The sequence below is a fragment of the Streptomyces sp. WMMC500 genome (assembly GCF_027497195.1).
In the GTDB taxonomy this organism is placed as follows: domain Bacteria; phylum Actinomycetota; class Actinomycetes; order Streptomycetales; family Streptomycetaceae; genus Streptomyces.
This window is the reverse complement of record NZ_CP114905.1, coordinates 2,092,660-2,109,147: the sequence shown is the minus strand read 5'-3', so window position 1 is coordinate 2,109,147 and position 16,488 is coordinate 2,092,660. Positions and strand designations below refer to the sequence as shown.

Annotated in this window: 13 protein-coding genes; 8 read left to right on the top strand and 5 right to left on the bottom strand. The window is 67.8% G+C overall.

The annotated features are described in order from the left end of the window. Positions 1-305: 305 nt before the first annotated feature. Both O7599_RS08590 and O7599_RS08585 read right to left on the bottom strand, forming a co-directional pair. Positions 306-3,164 carry a tetratricopeptide repeat protein gene (locus tag O7599_RS08590; RefSeq protein ID WP_281621526.1) on the bottom strand — a complete coding sequence of 953 codons (2,859 nt, stop codon included), beginning with the start codon at positions 3,162-3,164 and terminating at the stop codon, positions 306-308. 43 nt (positions 3,165-3,207) lie between these two features. Further along, entirely contained in the window at positions 3,208-3,537 is a 330-nt protein-coding gene (locus O7599_RS08585) for a hypothetical protein (RefSeq protein ID WP_281621525.1), read from the bottom strand. 740 nt (positions 3,538-4,277) lie between these two features. Here O7599_RS08585 and O7599_RS08580 point away from each other — a divergent pair. After that, the gene (locus O7599_RS08580; protein WP_281623316.1) at positions 4,278-4,784 is read left to right on the top strand and encodes a hypothetical protein; all 507 of its coding nucleotides are present in this window, start codon (positions 4,278-4,280) and stop codon (positions 4,782-4,784) included. Here the strand turns inward: O7599_RS08580 and O7599_RS08575 are convergent. Then, positions 4,726-5,532 carry an IS5 family transposase gene (locus tag O7599_RS08575; RefSeq protein ID WP_281619951.1) on the bottom strand — a complete coding sequence of 269 codons (807 nt, stop codon included), beginning with the start codon at positions 5,530-5,532 and terminating at the stop codon, positions 4,726-4,728. The genes O7599_RS08580 and O7599_RS08575 overlap by 59 nt on opposite strands. 757 nt (positions 5,533-6,289) lie before the next feature. On the opposite strand from O7599_RS08575, the gene O7599_RS08570 reads away from it, so the two are divergent. The 3 genes from O7599_RS08570 to O7599_RS08560 all read left to right on the top strand — a co-directional run bounded on the left by O7599_RS08570 (position 6,290) and on the right by O7599_RS08560 (position 8,512). Beyond that, positions 6,290-6,646, top strand: a complete 357-nt coding sequence (locus O7599_RS08570) for a hypothetical protein (RefSeq protein ID WP_281621524.1) — start codon at positions 6,290-6,292, stop codon at positions 6,644-6,646. A gap of 505 nt (positions 6,647-7,151) precedes the next feature. Then, entirely contained in the window at positions 7,152-7,358 is a 207-nt protein-coding gene (locus tag O7599_RS08565) for a helix-turn-helix domain-containing protein (protein WP_281621523.1), read from the top strand. 194 nt (positions 7,359-7,552) lie between these two features. After that, a complete protein-coding gene (locus tag O7599_RS08560) occupies positions 7,553-8,512 on the top strand; it encodes a site-specific integrase (RefSeq protein ID WP_281621522.1) in 960 nt (319 codons plus the stop codon). Positions 8,513-8,572: 60 nt separating this feature from the next. Here the strand turns inward: O7599_RS08560 and O7599_RS08555 are convergent, their stop codons facing one another. Next, positions 8,573-10,021: a hypothetical protein gene (locus O7599_RS08555; RefSeq protein ID WP_281621521.1), complete on the bottom strand. Its 1,449-nt coding sequence runs from the start codon at positions 10,019-10,021 to the stop codon at positions 8,573-8,575. A 557-nt stretch (positions 10,022-10,578) separates the two neighbouring features. Between O7599_RS08555 and O7599_RS08550 the strand changes: the two genes are divergently transcribed. Continuing rightward, complete coding sequence (locus O7599_RS08550; RefSeq protein WP_281623316.1) at positions 10,579-11,085, top strand: hypothetical protein; 507 nt, start codon at positions 10,579-10,581, stop codon at positions 11,083-11,085. Here the strand turns inward: O7599_RS08550 and O7599_RS08545 are convergent. Further along, positions 11,027-11,833, bottom strand: coding sequence for an IS5 family transposase (locus O7599_RS08545; RefSeq protein WP_281617731.1), 807 nt, complete (start codon positions 11,831-11,833; stop codon positions 11,027-11,029). The two genes, O7599_RS08550 and O7599_RS08545, sit on opposite strands and share 59 nt — an antisense overlap. A gap of 381 nt (positions 11,834-12,214) precedes the next feature. Here O7599_RS08545 and O7599_RS08540 point away from each other — a divergent pair, with 381 nt between their 5' ends. From O7599_RS08540 to O7599_RS08530, 3 genes are all read left to right on the top strand, one after another. After that, the gene (locus tag O7599_RS08540; RefSeq protein ID WP_281621520.1) at positions 12,215-14,041 is read left to right on the top strand and encodes a DUF262 domain-containing protein; all 1,827 of its coding nucleotides are present in this window, start codon (positions 12,215-12,217) and stop codon (positions 14,039-14,041) included. After that, positions 14,041-15,081 (top strand): CBS domain-containing protein, encoded by a 1,041-nt coding sequence (locus O7599_RS08535; protein WP_348652595.1) that lies wholly within the window; start codon positions 14,041-14,043, stop codon positions 15,079-15,081. The genes O7599_RS08540 and O7599_RS08535 overlap by 1 nt, the downstream gene beginning before the upstream one ends. A 168-nt stretch (positions 15,082-15,249) precedes the next feature. Next, positions 15,250-16,485, top strand: a complete 1,236-nt coding sequence (locus tag O7599_RS08530) for a serine/threonine-protein kinase (RefSeq protein WP_281621519.1) — start codon at positions 15,250-15,252, stop codon at positions 16,483-16,485. Positions 16,486-16,488: the final 3 nt, after the last annotated feature.

Here is a 16,488-nt window from a genome sequence, read left to right as displayed (position 1 = left end):
GCCGGGAGTCCCAGAAAAGTCCCAGAGGGCTCCCACTGCTGACGGACGCCCTGGTCGAGGTAACACGTGGTCAACGGGCATCGCCTTCGGCAAGGGCACGCCGGGAGCGGGGTTGCTGCTGTGTACGCTCGGCCTCGACACCCGCAGTACGCCGGTACCCGACCGAGAGTGCCCATGGTGCGCAGGCGACCTCGAACTGCAAACCTGGCCGGACAAGGCGCCGAGCGTGACCTGCTCGGCCGGTGCTGAGTGCACCGCGCCGGTCCCACTCGACGGGTAGGGTGGGCTCGTACTGATCTGGCTCATCAATCGACCGTTTGATCCACATCCGCTTTCTGGCCCTGCCACCGGGCGAGCGCACTACGGGTGGCGAGGGCGATGGGGTGGTCGGGGCCCAGCACTCTGGTCATCCGCTCCAGCAGTTCGCTAAGGGTGGTGGCGGCGCCCGCCACATCCCCCGTCAGGCCCCGCCAGTTCGCGAGGGTGGCCCTTGTGCCGAGGGTGTCGGGATGGTCAGGGCCCAACACCCTTAGCTGGTCGCCTAGTAGTTCGGCAAGGATGGTAGCGCCTCCGGTTACGTCCCCTGCTTCCCATCGCGAGTGTGCGAGGCCATGTCGGCTGCCCAGGGTGTCAGGGTGGTCGGGGCCCAGCACTCTGGTCATCTGCTCCACCAGTCCGGCAAAGGTGGTGGCGGCGCCCGCCGCATCCCCCGCCACGCCCTGCCAGTGCGCGATGTTACCCCTGGTGTTCAGAGTCCTGGGGTGGTCGGGGCCCAGCACTCTGGTCATCCGCTCCAGCAGTTCGCTAAGGGTGGTGGCGGCGCCCGCCACATCCCCCGCCGCACCCCGCCAGTTCGCAAGGTTGGCCATTGTGGCGAGAGCGTCGGGGTGGTCGGGGCCCAGCACCCTGGTCGTCTGTTCTAACAGTTCGGTGTAGGCGGCAGCGGCGCCCGCTGCATCCCCCGCTTCCCCCCGCCAGTGTGCGAGGCCATGTCGGCTGCCCAGGGTGTCAGGGTGGTCGGGGCCCAGTACTCGTAGCTGGTCGGCCAGCAGTTCGGTGTAGGCGGTGGCGGCGCCCGCTGCATTCCCCGCCTCCCCCCGCCACAGGGCCACGTTGTGCCGACCAGTCAGGGTGCTGGGGTGGTCGGGGCCCAGTACTCGTAGCTGGTCGGCCAGCAGTTCGGTGTAGGCGGTGGCGGCGCCCGCTGCATCCCCTGCCTCCCCCCGCCACCTGGCGAGATTGGCCCTGGTGCTTAGGATGCTGGGGTGGTCGGGGTCCAGCATCCTGGTCAGTTGCTCCAGTAACTCCGCGAAGGCGGTGGCGGCGCCCGCCGCATCCCCCGCCTCCCCCCGCCACAGGGCCAGATCACTGCCGGTGGTCAAGGTATTGGGGTCGTCGGGGCCAAACACTCGGCTCATCTGCTCCAGTAGTTCCGCGAGGGCGGTGGCAGCGCCCGCCGCATCCCCCGCCCTCCCCCGCCAAGAGGCGAAATTGTGCCGGGCTATCAAGGCGACGGCGTGATCGGGGTAGAGGTGAGCTTCGGCCTCAGCAGCCAGGCGTTGAAAGTAGTCACGGGCAGCGGCAACTTGCCCGGACTCGCCCAGGCTCAGGCCAGCGCGATACACCACGACGTGGAATTGGACGCCTGCGGCGTGCTGGGTGAGTGCCAGAGTGTTGGCACGCAAGGACTGCGCGAGGTTGGTGTCGCGTTCGATGTCTGGCCAGGCTGAGAGCAGGGCATCGGCGGCGGTGTCGGCGAGTTGGTCGCGCTGCGAAGGACTGAGGACCTCGCGCGCGGCCCGTTGAATGAGTTGGTGGACACGCACCGCCTGGTGGGGGGTGGCGGGGCTGTGATTGATCAGGCTGAGGCGATGCAGTGCGCGCAACGCATGGACCGAGTCCTCGGCTGTCGCAGGGGCCGGTGTCTGCTGTCCATGGGGGCGATGGAAGGCAAGGTGGGTCACAGCCGGTTCGCTGGTGAGGACCGCCTCGGGGATTCCGTTGGCATCGAGCATCGCGCAGAGTTGAAGCATCGGGCGGGCCAGTCCCACGGGATGAAGCCGGTCTGCATGCTCTACGGACAGGGACCAAGTGGCGGCCACGGTGGCGGTCTGGTCGTCCGGCAGTGAACCGGACCCCGGCAGCAAATCGGCTAGCTTCCTGATCCGATCAGCCAGCATCTCTCGGTAGGAGGTACAGGCCAGGTCCGCGTCGATGATGTAGGCCACGGCCTGGGCCAAGGCGAGAGGCAGGTATCCCAGGTCGGTGGCGAGAGCGTTGATCTGGTCGCTTGGCTCGTGGCGGTCGTGAGCGTTGAGTACATCGGAGAAGTAGGCAGCGGCTTCTCGAGGGGTGAACAAGCCCACAGTCACCAGGCGTCGGCCTGCTCCGGTCAGGGCGGCCTCGCGACGTCGCGTGGTGACCAGGACTCGGCCGTGGCGGTTGGTGGGCGGCCAGCAGCCGCGCATATCGGCAGGATCCGCGACATCGTCGAGTACGACCAGCCACCGGCACGGCTTCTGTTCGGCCTTGGGCTCCAGCCAGGCTAGGAACGCCCGGGCGGCCCGCTCCGGATCGCTGGGATCAGCGGCAAGGATCTCTACGCCGGCCTGCGCGTACCCGGCCGTGATCGCTGAGCGGCTGCTCGCGCTGATCCACACCAGTACGTCGACCTCGCCGCTGTCCCAGGCGGTCCGGGCATAGTCGGCGGCCAGTTGGGTCTTGCCCACCCCGCCGGTCCCGGTCAGTACCTGGGTGAGTACCGCGGTGCCCCCGCCGTCGACCGCCGCGCGCAACTGGTCGGCTTCGGCCCTGTGCTGGAAGGACTGGGCGCGGGGTGGGAGTACACCGACTTGGTGCGGCCAGGTGGCAGGTGTGCGCGGCGCAGCCTGCTGCACCAGGGTGAAGCGATCGATCGCCAGGTATCCGGAGACGGCCAGACCGCCCTCGCTGGCAATGGCGGCCCCCGTACGGCTCACCTGCACCGGGCTAGCGGTGCCTGGGGCCGGTCCGGTGTAACCGGTCACCGCCGTGGCGCCATCGCGAGCGGTGGCGATGCCAGTGTCCGCGGCGGTGACCGAGGGTTCGCGTTTTGCGTCCGCGATCTCAGAATCAGTGTTGGGGTCACCGTCCGGGCCGGGGCGGCGATTGGGCCATCGTTCCATCGGACAGAAACCTCCCATACCCGCTCTGGCCGTTCCGGCCCGGTCAGCTGAAGTCGATACCCGTGCTTGCGCTGCTGTCAGGCCCGTCCGCACTGGCGTCCCCGGTTCGCTCCGCCCGAATCGCCCCGCTCCCGGCATCTTGGGGGCGTCGCACGCCGGTAGACGCCCGGCCTCCACCGGTGGCCTTGGCCTTCCCGGTATCGACCACCACAACCCCGGGCTGCGGGGTCGCTGAGGACTGCAGCAGTGCCCAAACCAGGGCGGCAATACCAGTGGTGCCCTGGACTGAGGCGGCAACCAACTGGCCGGTATCCGGGCTGTCCAGCAGCCAGAAGAACGGCGTCGACACGGTCAACACGACCGCCGTCACCATGACCGTGATCTTCCTACGTCTCGACACAACCGCCCCCTCCCCGTAGCCGCGAACGCGCGCCCTCAGCGTACGGATGGCCTCTAACTGTTAGCAAAGGACCGTCCTCGCCCCAACCAGTACCAGCGTCACCGGGCACGGCATCGCCCTCCTGGTCGGCACCGGCGACCGGGACCAGGGCCACGATCCGCTCGATGCTCTACACCGTAGGGGCGTGCGTCACGGCCGAAGTTATGGTCGGTCGCCCTTGACCGCCCACAGCCCCGGATAGCGGGACTGCAACGGGGCGCAAGCGCACCGTTCGAACTCTGCTGGATGGAAGATTCGTGCCGGAAGTCTGCGACCGTCGGGAGTTAGTCGCTCACGCGTCGGTCCTCCCGTCAAGGGGCGGTACCTCTGTGGTGCTCTCGCATGCCGACTCAGCGCTGGCGGCTGTGCCACGGGCGCACAACTCGTTGTAGAGGAGGGTCCCGCCCACGCTCACGCCGACGACGGCCGCGCCAATGATGACGCCCTGCCTGCGCCCCACGTGCCGATAGTAGGCCCGTAGAGCATCGGGACCGCCCAATTTGCCAGCCTCTTTGGTGAGGTCTGTGTAGACGCTCGGCACGGTGCCACCTCAGAGGTCGTTCTCTTTCCGAACCTCGTGTGAGGTCTTTGCTGGTCAGGCATGAAGTAGCTGCTGCTGCGGGAGTCTCGGCTCGTTGCCGGGTGAGATGTCGTGGAGGTGGCGGATGCCGTCGATGCGGGCGGTTTTGGAAACGCGGCGGAAGGCCGCGGCCGCGGAGGTGAAGCAGCTCGAAGCCGAGTTGGAACGGGTGCGGGCGGCTCTGGCGGAGGCGGAAGAGGTGCACTGGTGCCGGGTGATCGGCCTGGAGCAGTATCTGGAGGCGCTGGCTGAGGAGGACGTGCCTGCCGACGTGGTCGGTGAGGGGTCGCGGAGGAAGCCGGTCGGTCCACGCCGGGCGGTGCCTCACCGGCGACAGGCGAGTGAAGTGGAGGAGTTGTCGCCGGACTATCAGGCGTTGATGGCTGCTGCGGCCGATGCGGGAGACGACGGGCTCGGTGCCCGGCGGGCGGCGGTGGTGCTGGGCTGGGACAGCGCGTCGGCCTCCCGTGTCGAGGGAGCCAGAGCACGGCTGAAGCGGCTGGTGGAACGAGGCTGGCTGGTCGAGAAGAAGGCGGGCAGATTCACGCTGCCCGCATCGGAGCAGGACCCTGGTGCCGGGCGGCCAGGCGGCGGCTCGTGAGCATGGACATCGACCACAGAATGACGGCTTCGCTGGTGTCGGTGCGCCGCTCGTAGTCACGGACCAGACGCCGGCTGCGCAGGCACCAGGCGAACGACCGTTCCACGACCCAGCGGCGGGGCAGGGCCTTAAAGCCGCGGGCGGTGTCGCTGCGGCGGACGATGTCGAGTGCGATGCCGAGCTGTGTTGCACTCCAGTCGACGAGGTGGCCGGTGTAGCCGCCGTCGGCCCAGACCCGTGCCAGCCGCCCGAAGCGGTCCTGGGCCGCCGGCAGCAGAACGCGGGCGGCGTCCCGGTCGGTGGTCGACGCAGGCGTGACCAGCACCGCCAGCAGTAGCCCGAGCGTGTCGGTGAGCAGGTGCCGCTTGCGCCCGTTGACCTTCTTCCCGGCGTCGAAGCCGCGAGAGGTGAGAGCGACGGTGGCGTCCGCCTTCACCGACTGCGAGTCGATGACCCCCGCACTGGGCTCACGTTCACGTCCCTCGGCCTCGCGGGCAGCCTCACGCAGCCGGTCGTGCAACTCGGCCACGAGTCCCCCATCCCGCCAGCGGGCGAAGAAGGCGTAGACCCGAGGCCAGGGCGGGAAGTCCGACGGCATCGCCCGCCACTTGATGCCGTTGTCGACGAGGTAGCGGATCGCGTCGAGCATCTGTCGGTGACAGTAGCCCTCCGGCCGCCCGCCCCGGCCCGCCAGCCACCCGGGAACCGGCAGCAGATCCCGCACCAGAGCCCACTCGGCATCGCTCATGTCCGAGCCGTACCGCGGCCGGCGACCCGGCCGGTCGGCCGCATTCCCGAACCTGTGGGCGAGACAGTCACACCCAGGAGTGGACCAACTGGACCCGACAACCGTGACCACGCGACACTTCGACAACAGGGCCTCTTGCTCCTCGCTGGACTCGACATCCGCGAGCTACCAAGAGGCCCTTCTTCCATGCACCCCCACCGGCAAACTCACCCGCACCAGGCCCCTGTTCGAACATCACCGACCACCCGAGCGGATAGAGAACAGCCAGTCAGTTCATGTCGCTCGCTCGGGACAGACCGATGATCCCAGGACTCTGCCAAGTAGGTAGAGCAGATCGCGACTTCCGTTCATCGCTCTGCCGGCGACCACGGCACACGGTGCCGAAGGGCTGCCAGCGGCGGTCTGCGCCGATCTGTTCCCAGAGGCGGAAGGAGTAGGCGTTTAGAAGACGCCTGCTCGATTCGAGTGTTCGTGGTGCCGTCGAGAGGTGTGGCGTTCCCGATGATTCGCCGACGGCAGACGGATTCAGGCCGGAACGGACTGGATTAGATCGCCGACTTCAAGCAAAGCTAGAGCGGTTGGCGGGAAGCGGCGGAAGCAGCCGGTGGCACTCTGCGATGTCACCTCGACCGTGGGCGCGGGGCAACATAGCCGGTCATCGCCGGTTAGGCAAACCGGCGATTCTCCGGACCATTGAATCTAGTCCCTGGATGCACTGTGCGTGCGTCCGCAGTTCTATGTGAGGAGTCAAGTAACCGTGTCCGTCCCTGCAATAGATGAAGCGGCCATGCTGTCCCCGGCGCAGGTCCGGTCCCTGCTCGAACGAGTGCAGGAGGATACCGAGAGCGAGCGCGCCGTGTACCCGTTCCTGCTCTCCTTGGTGTCGGCGGCATTGCACCCCGGTGAGGCGATCGGCCTTCGTGCGGCCGATGTGACTCTCCCGGAAGAAGGTTTTGGCGAGTTGCTGGTCCGTGGGAAGAAGAGCAGGAAGGTTCCTGTCACTCCCGAGCTTGCTGGTGTGCTTCGGCGCTGGATCAGCACGCCGACCTGGGGCCCGGCGATTGGCTGTTTCCTGGTGAGCAGGGTGGGCAGTTGTCGTCTTCTGCCTACCTGACGGTGTGGCGGCAGGCTCGCGAGGCCGTGCTGCGGCCGGATGAACTGGAAGCAGGCTTGGGGGAGAAGGTCTCCAGCCTTCGCGAGGTCTGCCTGGTGGGGTGGCTCAAGAGGGGGAGTTTCCGCTTGGGGCGTCGCCGAGTGGGCCGGAATGAACCCGAGTTGGCTGGCCCTGCGCTACCCGCATTGCTTCCGCTTGGAGGACGCCGAGATCGACTGGCCTCACCTGACTGAGGTCATGGCACTTCCCGGTGAACTCAACCGATGACTTCGGCCCCGCACCCCGCCTGATGCGCAGAGCGCAGGCTTCCACCCGGATGCCTCGTCCGTAGCCACGGTCCTGCCACGAACGCTGCCGTCACATGGTGCCACCTTTCGCGTAGTGCCTGCTCCGCGCCGCGAAGTCCTACTTCCCTAACAGCGCTGGTTGCCCTTTGATCTGGCCGGTCGAATCCCGCAGACGGCGCGAAGGGCGCCAACTCCCCTACACCTTCCAGGACTCACTCTTGGCCGCACGCCTGTTGTCCATTCCCGCTGTCGCCGCCGCCTTGGACGTCGACCGCCGCACCGTTTACCGCTTCATCGCCGCTGGGGAACTACCCGTCGTCGACCTGCGCACCGGCACCGGCCGCTCGCGCATCCGTGTCCCTGCCGCTGCACTGGAGGAGTTCATCACCAGCCGGTCGGTCACTTCCTCCCACCCCCGCCGCTAACCCCTCTCCGTCAGCCCGGCCCTCACCGCCCCGAACGAAGGAGTACGACCTCGTACCTGCGAAAACTGAAATCCGGAAAGTGGCAGGCGACCGTACGCAACCGGGCAGGAGACCGGTTCAGCGAGTCCTTCCCCCTCAAGGCCCAGGCGCGCGCGTGGGGCATCGAGTTGGAAACCCAGTTCGCCCGCGGAGGCATGCGCGACCCGCGGGTCGGTGAAATCGCGTTCCGGGAGTGGCACGACCGATGGTGGAACGCCCGCATCGTCGAGCCTCATACCCTGCGAGGCGACGGGTCCAGTATCAAGAACCACGTCCTGCCCTACTGGGCGGACTGGGAGATGCGGACCATCACCCGCATGGACGTCCAAAGCTGGATCCGCTCCCTTGTCGAGAAGGGAGCGGGGGCCTCCGCGATCAAGCGGGCCTACAACCTGACGTCGTCCATCATGCGTGCGGCGGTCGACGACGACGTGATCGCGGTAAGCCCGTGCCGCAGCATCGACCTGCCGGCCATCGCCGTCAAACCACCGCAGTGGTTCACACCCGACCAAGCGCAGAGCATCCTCGACGGACTGGCCCCCGCCTGGCGCACTATGTGCCTGCTCGGCTTCTATACCGGGCTGCGCTGGGGCGAGCTGTCCGGCCTGCACCGCCACCGCATCGACACACGACGCTCCCGCCTGTTCGTGGTGGAGGTCAACACCAAGAGCGGCATCAAGGAGTACCCCAAGAGTTCCAGGAGCCGCCGTGAAGTCCCGCTCCCACCCCACGTCCTGGAGGCTCTCGAACGCCACATCCACCGGCTCGACCGCGACGCGGTGGTCTTCACCACCATCACCAAGGGCCGCTCCGGGCGCCTCCTGGCCGACAGCAACTGGCGTCCACAGACCTGGTGGCCCGCTGTCGAAGCTGCCTACTACTTCGGCGACGATGGTGAATTGCAGCTCGTCCCGCACTATCCCCCGCATGCCATGCGCCACACCTGCGCCTCATGGCTGGTCCAAAAGGGCGTCTCGCTCTACGAGGTCCAGCACCTCCTCGGCCACGAGAGCTTCCAGACCACCCAGCGTTACGCACACCTGCAACCGGACGCCCACAAGGCTGTCCTCGGAGCCTGGGAACGTATGGAAACCCCGCTCACCATCGCCGCATGAGCCCTTCGCCCTGTCCTTTCCCGACAGGGCGAAGTCGTCTATGGGCTGCACAGGGCCGGATTACGTGAGCAGATGGGCCGGCTCGTCGTCGCGACGTGTCCAGTGGCCTGCTGTGTCGAACGGCCAGGGGTAGGCGTAGACATCGACGTTCGCCAATTCACGCAGCTCCTCCCGCTTTGCTGGTGGATTCGGTGGAGTGTGCAAGGAGTCCTGGAGTGGGTCGAGTTGCTCTGCATACGACTCGGCCCACTGCAGCCAGTCCGCCTCATCCGTGGCAACCGGTGCGTCTCCGGCTCGGGCACGGGCCGCCTGGCAGAAGGCGCGGATCTCGGCGGCCTGCCGCCAACCCCGCACCTGCCCGGTCAGAACCGTCGCCCGGTGTTGCTCGATCTGCTTCTCGCGAGCCAGCGCGACGGCCGCGTACCAGCGCCGCCGCTGTTCGGCCTCGCGTGATTCCTTCTCCCGCTCGCGGCGTTCGGCTTCCGCCGCGAGGCGTTCGAGGTCTTGCAGGAGGTGTCCCAGCCGCGACTCCAGCGTCCACCGAGCACCGTCGCTGTAAGAGTACGAGTGCTGATACCAAGTTCCGGCGGGCGCGCCGAGGGCGAGGCGGCCGTTGAACTTCTGGTCGTACTTGGGCAGGCGCGTCCAGGGGTTCCGATGCTGTCGGCGGAGCTGCTGCGGGGTCGGCTCGTGCGGGACCTTGGTCGTCCGTTCCGTGAGAACGAGGGGGAAGGCCCGGCCCCGGATCGTGATGGCCAGCGTGTGCTCGGCTTCACCGCGCTTCAGGTCGGTCTGGGTCTCGACCGTGTGTCCGCGGCTTTCCGCCTCGGTCAACAGCGCGTGCATGATCCGCAGAGCCCGGTCGGCGAGTGGGCGCGACAGGTACAGCGGGATGACTTCTGGCTTGCCCCGGGTGTCGACCGTGCTCTGGGACCGGCCGAGGGCCCTGCGTGTCGCACGAACGAGATGATGAGGGCGATCCAGGGTCTCCGGCACGTCGACGGCCGGAACCGGAGGAGGCTGAGCTGCCTTCTCGGCTTCCTCGTCAACCAGCGTGAACAAACAGTCGCCGCGTTGTCGGCCGTTCCACCGCAGTTTGTGCCCTGCCGGCACGTGCCCGTGGTGGAGTGCGTCGTAGTAAGCGGCCCGCCACCGGCCTCGGGTCTGTGCAGCAGGATCGGGCACCGTGATCTTCCCTGAGGTCGACCGCAGGCGGGAGATCAACTCGGCACCATCGGCTGGAGCCCTCGCTGCCTGGACGGCATCGCCCTCCAACCGTTCCCTATCGGCCTGCACCTGTTGGGGGTGCTTACCGTGCTTGAGGTAGTAGCGGCCGTCCGCAGTGACCACGGCAACGTGCCCGCTTCCACGCCAGGTCCTCTTGATCAGTCCGCGCTTCTCCAGAGCCCAGGCCGTCTGAGTCCGGGAAGACGGAACGGGCATCGCAGTGGAAGCAGCCGCGACCTCGCGGAGCAGGCCGACCTGCGGCTTTGTCAACGCGTACTTCATCACTCCAGCTCCACTCGACGGCATGGGGGCAGGAGGGCCAACATAGGGCGGGGGATCCGCTGTCGACGCGCAGGTCACCCGTACGGGTGCCTCGGACTGATGCTGGCAGGGGCCGGTCGGGCAGTGGGTGTACCGTCTCGCAGCGCTCCATCGTGCGGCTGTCGTCGTGTCTCCACCATGACGCTCGTTTGACCCTCCGAGCCTTTGACGGCCCCCTTGCAGCTTCGGAGAACAGGCTCTGACCTGCATGTTCTTGCGGCTTCGCGCAGATCGATACCTTCCGCCCGCCACATGGAGAGCGTGGCGGTGCTGGTGAGGACCGAGAAGACCGCCTGAGCTGCGGTTTTGTGGGTCGATCGGGTGATTGCTCGACCTGTTTCACTGTGTTAACCGTTCTTGGTGCCGCACCCGTGCCCGAGCCGACCTTCGTGCCTTAGAGGTCGTTCTCTTTCCGAACCTCGTGTGAGGTCTTTGCTGGTCAGGCATGAAGTAGCTGCTGCTGCGGGAGTCTCGGCTCGTTGCCGGGTGAGATGTCGTGGAGGTGGCGGATGCCGTCGATGCGGGCGGTTTTGGAAACGCGGCGGAAGGCCGCGGCCGCGGAGGTGAAGCAGCTCGAAGCCGAGTTGGAACGGGTGCGGGCGGCTCTGGCGGAGGCGGAAGAGGTGCACTGGTGCCGGGTGATCGGCCTGGAGCAGTATCTGGAGGCGCTGGCTGAGGAGGACGTGCCTGCCGACGTGGTCGGTGAGGGGTCGCGGAGGAAGCCGGTCGGTCCACGCCGGGCGGTGCCTCACCGGCGACAGGCGAGTGAAGTGGAGGAGTTGTCGCCGGACTATCAGGCGTTGATGGCTGCTGCGGCCGATGCGGGAGACGACGGGCTCGGTGCCCGGCGGGCGGCGGTGGTGCTGGGCTGGGACAGCGCGTCGGCCTCCCGTGTCGAGGGAGCCAGAGCACGGCTGAAGCGGCTGGTGGAACGAGGCTGGCTGGTCGAGAAGAAGGCGGGCAGATTCACGCTGCCCGCATCGGAGCAGGACCCTGGTGCCGGGCGGCCAGGCGGCGGCTCGTGAGCATGGACATCGACCACAGAATGACGGCTTCGCTGGTGTCGGTGCGCCGCTCGTAGTCACGGACCAGACGCCGGCTGCGCAGGCACCAGGCGAACGACCGTTCCACGACCCAGCGGCGGGGCAGGGCCTCAAAGCCGCGGGCGGTGTCGCTGCGGCGGACGATGTCGAGTGCGATGCCGAGCTGTGTTGCACTCCAGTCGACGAGGTGGCCGGTGTAGCCGCCGTCGGCCCAGACCCGTGCCAGCCGCCCGAAGCGGTCCTGGGCCGCCGGCAGCAGAACGCGGGCGGCGTCCCGGTCGGTGGTCGACGCAGGCGTGACCAGCACCGCCAGCAGTAGCCCGAGCGTGTCGGTGAGCAGGTGCCGCTTGCGCCCGTTGACCTTCTTCCCGGCGTCGAAGCCGCGAGAGGTGAGAGCGACGGTGGCGTCCGCCTTCACCGACTGCGAGTCGATGACCCCCGCACTGGGCTCACGTTCACGTCCCTCGGCCTCGCGGGCAGCCTCACGCAGCCGGTCGTGCAACTCGGCCACGAGTCCCCCATCCCGCCAGCGGGCGAAGAAGGCGTAGACCCGAGGCCAGGGCGGGAAGTCCGACGGCATCGCCCGCCACTTGATGCCGTTGTCGACGAGGTAGCGGATCGCGTCGAGCATCTGTCGGTGACAGTAGCCCTCCGGCCGCCCGCCCCGGCCCGCCAGCCACCCGGGAACCGGCAGCAGATCCCGCACCAGAGCCCACTCGGCATCGCTCATGTCCGAGCCGTACCGCGGCCGGCGACCCGGCCGGTCGGCCGCATTCCCGAACCTGTGGGCGAGACAGTCACACCCAGGAGTGGACCAACTGGACCCGACAACCGTGACCACGCGACACTTCGACAACAGGGCCTCTTGCTCCTCGCTGGACTCGACATCCGCGAGCTACCAAGAGGCCCTTCTTCCATGCACCCCCACCGGCAAACTCACCCGCACCAGGCCCCTGTTCGAACATCACCGACCACCCGAGCGGATAGAGAACAGCCAGTTACGGGCTGGGCCTACGCATGTGTGATGTGGCGTCAAATCGCCGTTGACGGCGCAGGCATCCCTTGGTGCAATACCTTGTCCGAGAAGTTGCGAGGGTGGGGAACGAGGCACGTGGCAGGGCTGGACAGCGCAAATCTCAAGACACTTCTCGGTGACGTCGCCACGGGCAGGCTTCAGCTTCCCGACTTCCAGAGGGACTGGAAGTGGGACGACGACCGCATTCGGGCAATCATCGCGACGGTGACGCTCGACTACCCCCTGGGCGTCACGATGACCCTGGAGACCGGCGGCGCCTCCCGCTTCCGTACCAAGCCGCTCACGGGTGCCGAGTCAGGGGCCGAGCGAGAGCCCAGTCTCCTACTGCTGGACGGCCAGCAGCGCCTGACCTCTCTCTTTCAGGCTTTATACGTGGCCGATGCGCCGGTGCGGACCGTGAATACCCGCGGCAAGCCGGTCCGTCACTGGTACTACGTCGACGTCGTCAAGGCGACCGGGTCAGCGTCCGACCGTGACGAGGCGATCGTGTCTGTGCCGGAGGACCGGATCCTGCGCAGGGACTTCGGGCGCAAGGTCGTGCACGACCTCAGCGAGACCTCGGGTGAGTGCGCCGCGGGCCTGTTCCCGCTCCGGATCGTCTTCGACACCCAGCGCGTCAACGCCTGGCGCCGGGAGTACGAAAGAGCCGACGAGGCACAGAACTTCGACCTCTGGATCAAGTTTGAAGACCAGGTGCTGCACCCGGTCAGGTCGTTTCAGGTACCGATGATCAACCTGTCCTCGTCGACCTCCATGGACGCCGTCTGCGCGGTCTTCGAGCGGGTGAACACCGGAGGCGTCCCGCTCAACGTCTTCGAACTGCTGACGGCCACTTATGCAGGGGACCGCACGTACACGAGTCGCACAGGCGAGTACTACGACCTTCCCTCCGTCTGGCGCTCGGTGAAGGAGAGCTTGGCAGAGCGGTACCCGGTGTTCGGCCGTTTGGAGGTGGACCTCGATGACGGTCTCACAAACAGCGACTTCCTCCAGTCAGTTGCCCTGGTGCGAACATGGAACCGCAAGCTGCTTGATCCCGCGGTGGGTGTCTCCTGCAAGCGGCGCGATCTTCTGGAGCTTCCGCTGGAGGACTTCCAGGAGCTGGCTCCCCGACTGCAGGCATCCTTCGCGTGGGTCGGCGAGTTCCTGTTCACGCAGTGCATCGTCCGTACCGCGGACCTGCCGTACCGCACACAGGTGGTGCCGCTGGCCGCTGTCCGGGCGATCCTCGGTGAAGAACTCGACACCCCCGAAGCGACTGAGAAGGTCACTCGGTGGTACTGGTGCGGGGTACTCGGTGAGATGTACGGCGGATCGACGGAGACCCGCTTCACCCGTGACGTGGAGCAACTGATCGCATGGATCCGTGACGACGGCGAAGTCCCGGACACGATCGCCGACTCCTACTTCCTTCCCGAGCGCCTGCTCAGCCTCAAGACGCGCAACAGCGCCGCATACAAGGGCATCTTCGCGCTCCTGATCCGGCAGGGCGCCGTGGACTGGCACTACACCGACGGCCCGATGGCTCCGGGCCGGCTGGTGGAATACGGGGTCGACGTGTGCCAGATCTTCCCGAAGAACTGGATGCGCAGGAATCTGGACGAGCGCTACCCGGCCGGCTCCGTCATCAACAAGACGCCCTTGTCGCTCCGTGCGGCCCAATCTCTCAGCGGCGCTCCGGCCGCCTATCTGGAGCCCTTGGCCGCGGCGGCCGACATGCGACCCGAGTGGTTCGACGACGTGATCTCGACCCATCTCATCGACGCGAAGGCGCTGCGGGCAGGCGACTACGTCGCGTTCTTCGAGGCCCGCGCCGCCGCGCTGGAAGACCTCGCCTTCCGGGCCATGGGCAAGCGCACCACTGTCGTCCGCGGCGCCCCCGACGACGAGGGGGAGCGCTGATGCGGAAGCCGACGACGGCGGAGCTGATCGCCCTCAAGGGGGCGGAGCTTGCGCTGTCCGAGCTCCTGGCCATGTATGCGGTGCGGGTGCGGCAGACCGGCATCATCCGGGAGATAAACGAGTCCCTGGCCGTTGCCGGACTGACGACGCTCCCCGACTTCTCCACCTGCCCGACCCTTGCCCGGGTGCGGCTCGTGCCGGTCGCGGCCCCTGCGGCGGTGGCGCCGGAGGAGGACCCTGCCGTCCCGGCCGATCCGCTGCCACCGGGGGCGTTGCCGCAGCGCCTGCTTCTGGGAGACCTGCCCTCGGCAGTGGTCGGTCTGCAGTGCGTCTCCCCGGGTGCCGAGCTGAGTCAGGCTTCTTACCTCATGCGCTACGAGGGCTACAATCAGATCCCCGTCGTCAGCAACATGACCGAGCTCCACGGAGTGGTCACCTGGAAGTCGATTGCCCTCATGTACGAGAACGGCTGGGACGCGACCCTGGAGAACGCCATGCAGCAGGAGTCGCTGCCGGTGTTCGACAGCCGGGAGGACCTCTTCAGCTGTCTGCCGATGCTTGTCGATCACGGTTATGTGCTGGTGCGGGGGCAGGACGGTCGGATATCCGGCATCGTCACCTACCGGGAGATCGTCCGCCGGTTCCAGAACACCGCCCGGCCGTTCTTCCTGCTCGGGGAGATCGAGTCGCTGCTGCGCCGGTGGCTGGGGTCCCGGCTGGACGCTGGGGCGGTCATCGCCGTGCAGGCGACGAACCGGAGGGCCGAACAGCGCACCGGCAGGGTGGAGGATCTGATGTTCGGCGACTACGTGATGCTTCTCGACGGGCGGCAGAGAAGGTCCGCGCTGGCCCAGCGCGCCGACGCGAACTGGGCCGCGCTGGGTCGCCCGGGGCTGGATCGCGGTCAGTTCGTCCACCATCTCCAGCGCGTGCAGGCCATCAGGAACCGGATCGCCCACTTCGACGACGATCCGCTGCCGCCTGAGGACATGAGGGATCTGACGTCGTTCGCCCGGCAGCTACGTGACTGCGTACGGTGAGCGGTGCCGGCGGTCGCCACAGGGCTGTCGCGCACGCGGCCGGACTAGCGCTCTCTGACGTCAGAGGCTGAAGCCGATGACGGCACCCCGGTCCCGGCGATAGGTTGAACCTTCGGCGAAAGTGCGACGTTCCCGGACAGGTGGGTACGAGAGGGTGACGCTGCAGAGATGACTGAGGTGCCCACGCGGATCGGTCGCTACACGGTGGAGCGTGAGCTGGGCGCGGGGGGCATGGGACAGGTCTATCTGGCCTACTCACCCGGCGGCGACCCGGTCGCGGTGAAGGTGATCAGGAACGACAGACTTGATCAGGCCACCCGGGCACGCTTCGAGAGAGAGGCGCTCATCGCACGGACGGTCGTGGGAACCAACCGGGTCGCCCGCTTCCTCGACGCCGACCCGTACGCCGACGAGCCGTGGATGGCGGTCGAGTACGTGCCCGGTCGGACCGTCCACGAGCAGGTGGGCGGCGCCGGCACCCTCCCGGTGCCGCTGGTCGCCAGCCTTGGCGCGCTGCTCGCCGAGGGCCTGGAGGCGGTGCACGCCGTCGATCTGCTGCACCGTGACCTCAAGCCGCAGAACGTCATGCTCGGCGAGTACGGCCCGATCCTGATCGACTTCGGACTGGGCGCCTTCCTCGATGCGAGCAAGGACACCCTCACGCATGACGGCATGATCATCGGTACGGTCCGCTGCATGCCGCCCGAGCAGGCGCTGGGCCGCTCCCCAGTGCAGACACCGGCCGACGTGTACGGTCTGGGCACGGTCCTGCTGTACGCGGCGGCCGGCCACTACCCGTACGACGGTCAGGGCTGGCCAGGCATCGTCGCCCAGGTCGCCGACGAGACCCGGCCACCGGACCTGTCAGGGGCGCCCGAGGCTCTGGTCCCGCTGCTCACCGCGATGCTCGCCCACACCGCGGCGGACCGGCCCGCGCTCGCGGAGGTCACAGACCGGTGCGTGGAGCTGATGAGGCGCACGGGGTTCACCCCCGTCGCGGCGCGGTATGCCCTGATCGACGTGGCCGCCCCCTTCGGCGGAGCGAACGGCCGTCCCGGACCCTCGCCGAGAGTGTGGGAACGCGTCGCCACCCAATACGGCGACGCCCTCGACGTGCACACCCGGATCATGGACGAGGACGGAATCGACAGCCCGCTGGACCGCCGGGGCGGCCTCGATCCGACCCAGGAAGGGGAGGGGTCCGGCTCCGCGGGTGCGGAGCCGGTGGGCGGGAAACGGGCCGGGGACGGCCTAGCACCGGGCGATGCCGAGGTCGGTCCGCACCGGCCTCCCGCTACCGGTGGGACGCCCGCCGAGCCGCCCCGCAGGCCCGGGCGTAAGCCGGCCTCCCACAAGGTGGCCGAGGAGCTGAGAAGCCGCTACGCGATGCAAGCCGCCCTGTGACAT

Coding starts and splice junctions, on each gene's coding strand:
- O7599_RS08535 (WP_348652595.1), top strand. CDS start 14,041: ATGCGGAAGCCGACGACGGCGGAGCTGATCGCCCTCAAGGGGGCGGAG.
- O7599_RS08530 (WP_281621519.1), top strand. CDS start 15,250: ATGACTGAGGTGCCCACGCGGATCGGTCGCTACACGGTGGAGCGTGAG.
- O7599_RS08575 (WP_281619951.1), bottom strand. CDS start 5,532: ATGAGCGATGCCGAGTGGGCTCTGGTGCGGGATCTGCTGCCGGTTCCC.
- O7599_RS08590 (WP_281621526.1), bottom strand. CDS start 3,164: ATGGAACGATGGCCCAATCGCCGCCCCGGCCCGGACGGTGACCCCAAC.
- O7599_RS08550 (WP_281623316.1), top strand. CDS start 10,579: ATGCGGGCGGTTTTGGAAACGCGGCGGAAGGCCGCGGCCGCGGAGGTG.
- O7599_RS08585 (WP_281621525.1), bottom strand. CDS start 3,537: ATGGTGACGGCGGTCGTGTTGACCGTGTCGACGCCGTTCTTCTGGCTG.
- O7599_RS08560 (WP_281621522.1), top strand. CDS start 7,553: ATGCGCGACCCGCGGGTCGGTGAAATCGCGTTCCGGGAGTGGCACGAC.
- O7599_RS08555 (WP_281621521.1), bottom strand. CDS start 10,021: ATGAAGTACGCGTTGACAAAGCCGCAGGTCGGCCTGCTCCGCGAGGTC.
- O7599_RS08580 (WP_281623316.1), top strand. CDS start 4,278: ATGCGGGCGGTTTTGGAAACGCGGCGGAAGGCCGCGGCCGCGGAGGTG.
- O7599_RS08545 (WP_281617731.1), bottom strand. CDS start 11,833: ATGAGCGATGCCGAGTGGGCTCTGGTGCGGGATCTGCTGCCGGTTCCC.